Here is a 7091-nt window from a genome sequence, read left to right on the forward strand (position 1 = left end):
CTAACCTAGGTTTACCGCCAGTAGAATACTGCTTCGGAACTAGCCCCAGCCAGGCTGAAAAATCGCGGCTTTTATCAAACTGAGAGCCGTTACCTATAGAAGCTAGAATAGCTGTTGCTGTTTGTGGGCCAATTCCTCTGACCTTCATGATACGCTGAACATTTTCGCTAACCTTTGAAAAAGCCTCGAACACTTGCTCAGTATCCGCAATACGTTGGTTAAGTTGTTCAAGGTGATAGTACGCGTCAGCAATAACGGTTCGAGCTAACTGTGGAAGCTCGTTTTCGGCATCTTCCAGCATGAGAGGTACTTGCTTCATTAACGAAGATCTGCCAACCGGAATGATAAGACCAAATTCAGACAGTAAGGCGCGAATACGGTTCATTAGAGCCGTTCGTTCACGTACCCAATGCTCACGCATTCGATGAACAGACAATATGGCTTGTTGTTCTGGAGATTTTACTGGAACGAATCGTGTAGATGGATGGTGGACAGCTTGGCAGATAGCCACGGCATCATTGAGGTCGTTTTTGCCTTTAGTTCTATGTGGAACAACATACTTAACCGCCATAATGCGAGCATCATGTCCTAATTTATTAAGCGTTCTTGCCCAATAATGTGCACCGCCACACGCTTCGAGTCCTATACGCATGGGTGGCATATTTGCTATTGTGGTCAGTAGCTTAGAGCGAGTAACCGATTTATGAAGAGTCACTTTACCTTGTGAGTCAACGACATGAATACTAAAGTGGTTTTTAGCTAGATCGATACCGCCAAAATAAGAATAATCAGACATGGTGCCTCCAGTGCTAATAAGTACCACGTAAGTGTGGCAGATCCTCGGGAGGGGGAATCCATGTCATTCGTTAGGGCTTAGAGGAAAATATGACTATTGAAGAGTTGAAGGAACTGTCCCCTTTTTTGGCAGTGCTAGTTTCAATCATCGCTGTAGCTGTTGGTCCTTTTCTCTCTGGGAAAATTGCAAGAAAAGAATCTTTAGCAACTATGCGAGAGAAATGGATATATACATTTAGAGATACCTTGGTTGAATTGATCACTGAACTTGAATTAGAGTCATACGCTTTCAATAATGACTCAATTTTCGCAGACGAGGAAGGTGAGCAGTTGTATAAACGATTACTCGCTAAAACCGTCCGTATTCGTTTGATGGTTAATACAGGCGAAGACGTTTATTCAAAGCTCACCGACCGCTTAGATTTATTCCTCACGTCTTTGCGTGATGGTAGCTTTGCTTCAAAAGAATCTGGCGCTAAAGATTTGGACGATTTATTAAAAGAAATAAAAGAACTTTCAGCAGAAGCAATTCGCATGGAGTGGAAAAAAGTTTCGCCCTAACAATAAATTTAAGAGTGATTCACAACGCTTGGCGCTTTCACTTCAAGCCAGTTTAGTGTTTATGGCACAATGGTTTAGGTAAGGTGGTTAGCGTTGTTCACACCTTAATTTGGCGTTATGCAACTTATTTAACCTCGTCAATAAATAAAAGGATATTGAGTGGAAGTCGGAATTTTTCAGGTAGATTCATTTACATCAGAAGTATTCAAGGGTAATCCTGCTGGAGTTTGCATTACTGATACTAGCCTTGATGAAGCAACAATGTTGGCAATTGCCGCAGAAATGGCGGTGTCGGAAACCGCTTTTTTGTCACTTGATACGATGCAATTACGCTGGTTCACTCCAGAAATTGAAGTCAGTTTATGTGGCCACGGTACACTAGCGGTGGCTCATGTTTTAAAAGAGCAGGGAATGTATAAAACTGGTGAGATTCTTGAGTTTCAAACCTTATCTGGTACTTTGACTGCTCATCTTGATGAAAATAATATTCATTTGTTATTTCCATCCCCAAACCTTGATATGAACGTCTCTCCAAACATAGATATACTAAATTTTTTAGGTCTATCGCTATCGAGTTTAATCGCTTATGGCGAGTTTGATCACAAGCAACTCGTTGTGATTAAAAGTGAGTCAACTCTCAACGAGCTTGTAGCTGATTTCAGTGGGTTGTCAAAACTGAAAGGTCGTGGTGTTTTGGTTACAGCTAAATCAGATTCTGGTGTGGATTTTGTATCGCGCTATTTTGCTCCATGGGTTGGTGTAAATGAAGATCCAGTGACAGGTTCAGCGCATTGTGCTTTGTGTGCTTATTGGTCGAAAGAGTTAAATAAATTGAAGCTTAAAGGTTATCAGGCCTCAAATCGAGGTGGTTTTGTGGACGTAGAGCGAGTGAGTGAAAATCAAGTTAAGTTATCAGGGCAAGCAATAACCGTCTTTCAAGGCCGCATGAAAATTGCATAACAAACGCTTCAAGAGGGACTTCCAACGCGTGGCATTTTTACTGTGCGTTGATTTCGGTGGTTTTAGTGTTATGCGGAAACTTGGTAGTAGCGTTGTCAGCCCCTTAAGCGGGCGTTATATTAATTTGGAGATCGAGTGAAATCTTTATATAAGTATTGTCCAGTGTATGATTTCGATAATCTGGATAAAGAATACGCAATAATCAACGTATTGAATGATCAGGTTACATTTTCAACAAGAGGTAACTTTAATGATCTTTTCGACTCTAAAATTGATTTTCGAGTGCCGGACAAGCTTGAGTTAAAGAAAACATACTCAATGCTAAAAGGAGCTCATAAACGCGAGTTCAAAGAAGTATTCCTTGGAGAAAACGGTAAGCGTAATTTTGCTGATTTCAAAAGGAGAGTAAATGAAAAGTTTGATAGCTACTTATTCTTCTGTTTAGCTGATAAGCCTGATAACAACCTTATGTGGTCTCATTATGCGAATTCGCATAAAGGCTTTTGCCTTGAGTGGGATGCAACTAAAATCAATGCAGAGCCAGTAACTTATCAAAGAAAAATTGCCACATTCGAACTACTGGATGTTATCAAGATGCAGTTTGGGCTGCTGAATAACGACGAAGTTGACCAGAATATTTGGAAGGCTCTGAAAGTAAAACTTGATGAGTGGGAATATGAAGGAGAGCACCGAGTTCAGTTCGGGAATGGAATGAAGCACCTAGTGCAAAAAGAGACTGATAACTTTTCAATAGTGTCCTATGAGCCAGAATGGATAAAATCTATTATCTTTGGCTGCAGGATGGATAAAAGAGCAATAGATTACTTAGACCGTAATCTACCTAATCATATCGAAAGAAAATACGCTAGAGAAAGAAGTAGTAGCATCGAAATTGTACGCAATAATTAATATAACAAGATAATTGGACTCCCGATCTAATGACAAGCTAACCTTCTTAAGTTAGCTAACACTTTGGGAGAACAAGATGAGAACCACGATCATTGGTGTTGACCTAGCCACTAAGGCTATCCAAGTATGTGTTTATTTAAACTCAAAGGTGCTTTCCAATAAAGAACTGACACCTCAGCAGTTTAGTGAGTTTTTGCGTCAACAGCCTCCATGTGTCGTGGTATTCGAATCTTGCAGTGGCTCTAACTACTGGGCTCAATATTGTCGCTCGATGGGCCATAAAGCTAAGCTCATTTCTACTCGCTTGGTTGGTGCGATAAGGCAGAACCAAAAGACGGATAAAAATGATGCCCTTGCAATCGTCCAGGCAGCGCTATTGCCCGAAGTACACTTTGTCGCGACTAAAACACCTCATCAGCAGCAAGCTCAAGCAATTCTTAGATTACGTGAGCAATGTATCAAGCAAAAAACCGCTCTCAAAAATCAGTTAGGTGGCTTGTTGAGAGAGTTCAACTTCTCTGTTGGCAGGGGTGAAAGTAGGCTTATTGTAACTATTGAGTCGATTTTAGAAGACTATGAGAACGGGCTAAGTTTTACGTTTCGAACAATGCTCAGCAAATCACTCAAGCTGTATCAGCAAGTTTGCCTGACTCTTGAGAGTTATAACTTAGCTCTAGAGGAGTGGGTAGACGAAACCCCAGATTGCAAAAAACTAATGAGGATCGAAGGCATTGGTTTATTAAATGCCATCCATCTTTATATTGCGATGGCCGAGCAAGAAACTGGTGAATTCAAACGAGGTCGAGATGTTTCAGCATGCATCGGGTTGACGCCAGTGCAGCATAGCTCTGGTGGTAAAGTGAAACTGGGCACAATCGGGAAGCGAAAAAGCACTGGTTTACGAAGTTTGTTAATCACCGGAGCAATGGCAGTGGTTCAACAAGTCGAAAAGCGAGAAGCCAAAACTAAAAAAGAAAGTTGGCTAAAGTCGCTAATTGAAAGGCGCGGAAAGAAATGTGCAGCAGTCGCATTAGCCAATAAAAATGTACGAATAGCTTTTGCAATGCTCAAGAATGGAACGGATTATCACCTAACATAATTTTCAATCACAAAACGCTTAATGAATATGATGTTAGGTGATGCAGAATAGTCGTTTGAGATTAAATCTCGCTAACAAGCGTTGCACCCTAACCAGCGAAATTGTCAGAGAGTCGAGGTAGCTCCTCATCAGAACTCGTACATAAGCGAGCAAATATCATTACGCAATATTGTGGTTGCAAATAGGGAGTCCACATAAACGTTTAAGACAGATTCCCAACGCTTGGCATTTTCGGTTTGCTTTGAATTTAGTGTTTACGGCACAATAGTTTAAGTTTAGTGGTAGCGTTGCTCACTACTTAACGCGGCGTTATAACTCTATGGGAAGAGTAGCAATATGAGAAGTTTAATAGTTATATCGATTAGCGCCTTTACTTTAATGGGGTGTGCGTCGAAAGGTGAAATCGCGAAAGCAGAATTTGAATCAGTCTTAAAGGATTCTGGGTATTTTCATTGTCCGTATGAGGACATGAAAGTTCAAAATGGAGAATATGTTAAATATATCGCGTATACCGCTTTAATATTTGATAAACCAACTCACGAACTAGCAGTGCTTCGTTTATCCGAACCGTCGACTGAAGGTTACTTTGAAAAGTCGAACATAACTGATGCGTTCATAAGCGGTTACTCCGTGAGAGGTGATAAAAGCAAAGGCTTCAGGGTTAACTATTACAGAAACACTTCAAAGATGAACTTGGACTACGTCTTTCGAGTGTCAGGAACTGGAGAAGCAGAAGGCTGCGAGTTCATCGAAAAATAGCGTTATAACAATAAATTTAAGAGTGATTCACAACGCTTGGCGCTGTCACTTCAAGTGAGTTTAGTGTTTATGGCACAATGGTTTAGCTAAGGTGTCAGCGTTGTTCACACCTTAATTTGGCGTTAGCATTCCGAATAATATTTGACATAAATTATCACGATAAGGACAATGAAAGTTGGCTTTCAGAGACATAAAGCACAAAGGCAAAAATTTAACTATTCACAAGGCAATTACAAAGCCAGAATTTAATGAGAAAACGGTTCTCGTTACAAGTACATGGGACTATGTTGATCTCTGGCTAAAAAGAGCAGGGGAGAATGAAGCTCGTTTTTTCTGGGGACAGGCGAGAAGTTTCTATGATGCTACGAATCAGCTACCAAAAACCTCAGCACCATTGACAGCTTACTATTGCTTTCTTAATGCAACGAAAGCACTACTTTTGACTAAAAGAGTTCAATTTAGTGATGAGCACGGGGTTACTGGATTTTCGATTGGGACTCAAACAGCTTTAGCAAATGAGAAAGTTAAGTTCAAACAGAATGGTATTCTTCCAGCGCTATGTCGTCATTTGGGAGAGCCGAGTAATGAAGAAATCTTTACGTTAAAAGATTTACTCTATAACTTGCCAAATATCCATAGAGCATATGATCTGACATACAGTGCAGATCCTGAACTGTTTATACCTATTTCTAGCCCTAGAATTGTCAAGTCTGCTACGACAAGTGAGGCATGGTTTTGCGCTGAGCTAACGGATAAATATGCAAATGGTCATACTTTCAATAAGTTAGCGGACAACTTTGAAAAAGAATTGAGTGTAACAACCCAGTGTATTATTCGCATGAAACGCCGTTTCCGTTGGACCACCAACCAAAGACAAAATAGTCTAGATCGTTACAGAGCTTATCATAAGCGCCTAAGAAGAGATCTCTACTACATTAATGGTGGGTCCAGACTTTGGTACATTAAGCGCTCAGGTAACCTAAACGGACTAATTAATAGGAGTTGTATGCCAATTGTGTTTGCAGCAATGCACAGATTATCCGAATTGGCTAGATACTCTCCTGATAAATTAGCTAAGCACTTTGAGTGCCAACATAACTGGTTGCTTTCCGAGTTTATTACTTCAGCATCTAACCAATTTATTGACGAAATATCATCTGAAATTACTGGTTACGAGTTTATGATTCCCGGAAGGAATTAGTAACCTTGTAGAAAGAATGCTAACAATCTGTTTAAGAGTGATTCGCAACGCTTATATGGACTCCCTATTGTTGTCAAAAAGTATTGTTAACGAAGGTTAGATGCTTGCTTATATACGGGCTCTAGTTGAGAAGCTATCTCGGGCCACTTTGATGTGTTCGCACCGTCATGACTTTATCTTGGCAGCGGTATTTAATACCTAAGCGTTGCACAGTCTCTTGAAGGTTGGTCTTACCTGTTCGTTATCACGGTCTTTTTGACTAACTCTGTTAAGCCACAAGGAATTGTGGCTTGTAATCCTCTCCGCTTTCTATCATAGCGAAGGCTGTTCGTACGGTCTTATTTGCCAATGCTATTGCAGCAACCTTTTTCCCACGTCTTACCGTCATTGCTTTAAGCCATTGCTCTTTTGATGTACGAGCTTCTCGCTTTTCTAATTTGCAAACGACCCCAATGGCTCCATTGTAGAGGGCGTTACGCAGAGTGTTGTTGCCACAGCGTTTAGCAATAGCCCCTATATTTTGTTTGCCTCCACTACTATGTTGAACAGGAGTTAATCCCAGACAGGCAGAAGCATGTCGTCCTTTTGAAAAATGGTCTTTTTGGCTGAGGGCAATTTTCAATAAAGCCGCACAAATAGGGCCGACACCTTCTAATGCTTGTAGGCGTTTGCACAATAGGTCTTGAGATGTAGTGACTTTCAGTTTTTGTGTAATGTTATCGATTTGGTGAACTAAATCGACGAATCGGTCATACATCATTGCTAGGGTTTCCCTGAATGTCCAGGTGAGACTATTTTCAGCCTCTT

General features: G+C 40.7%; 7 protein-coding genes. 5 read left to right on the forward strand and 2 right to left on the reverse strand.

The window, feature by feature from the left end; genetic code table 11:
- Positions 1 to 796, reverse strand: a 796-nt coding sequence (locus DA100_RS07790; protein WP_138971660.1) for an IS110 family transposase, incomplete at its 3' end; no start/stop codon positions are given.
- An 89-nt stretch (positions 797 to 885) separates the two neighbouring features.
- Between DA100_RS07790 and DA100_RS07795 the strand changes: the two genes are divergently transcribed.
- The 5 genes from DA100_RS07795 to DA100_RS07825 all read left to right on the forward strand — a co-directional run bounded on the left by DA100_RS07795 (position 886) and on the right by DA100_RS07825 (position 6284).
- Positions 886 to 1356 (forward strand): hypothetical protein, encoded by a 471-nt coding sequence (locus DA100_RS07795; protein ID WP_138971661.1) that lies wholly within the window; start codon positions 886 to 888, stop codon positions 1354 to 1356.
- 159 nt (positions 1357 to 1515) lie between these two features.
- Positions 1516 to 2316, forward strand: a complete 801-nt coding sequence (locus tag DA100_RS07800) for a PhzF family phenazine biosynthesis protein (protein ID WP_138971662.1) — start codon at positions 1516 to 1518, stop codon at positions 2314 to 2316.
- 135 nt (positions 2317 to 2451) lie between these two features.
- On the forward strand, positions 2452 to 3225 hold the full coding sequence (locus DA100_RS07810) for a DUF2971 domain-containing protein (RefSeq protein WP_206208557.1): 774 nt from the start codon (positions 2452 to 2454) through the stop codon (positions 3223 to 3225).
- A gap of 76 nt (positions 3226 to 3301) precedes the next feature.
- On the forward strand, positions 3302 to 4324 hold the full coding sequence (locus DA100_RS07815; protein WP_138971664.1) for an IS110 family transposase: 1023 nt from the start codon (positions 3302 to 3304) through the stop codon (positions 4322 to 4324).
- Positions 4325 to 5258: 934 nt separating this feature from the next.
- The gene (locus DA100_RS07825) at positions 5259 to 6284 is read left to right on the forward strand and encodes a YaaC family protein (protein ID WP_138971666.1); all 1026 of its coding nucleotides are present in this window, start codon (positions 5259 to 5261) and stop codon (positions 6282 to 6284) included.
- Between the two features lie 268 nt (positions 6285 to 6552).
- On the opposite strand, the gene DA100_RS07830 is transcribed toward DA100_RS07825, so the two are convergent.
- Positions 6553 to 7091, reverse strand: a 539-nt coding sequence (locus DA100_RS07830; RefSeq protein ID WP_206208558.1) for a transposase, incomplete at its 5' end; no start/stop codon positions are given.

It is taken from the genome of Vibrio sp. Hep-1b-8 (assembly GCF_006124995.1).
In the GTDB taxonomy this organism is placed as follows: Bacteria; Pseudomonadota; Gammaproteobacteria; order Enterobacterales; family Vibrionaceae; genus Vibrio.

What these genes read in the sequence shown, in the direction of transcription:
- DA100_RS07795 (WP_138971661.1), top strand. Translation starts at nt 886, where the DNA reads ATGACTATTGAAGAGTTGAAGGAACTGTCCCCTTTTTTGGCAGTGCTA.
- DA100_RS07815 (WP_138971664.1), top strand. Translation starts at nt 3,302, where the DNA reads ATGAGAACCACGATCATTGGTGTTGACCTAGCCACTAAGGCTATCCAA.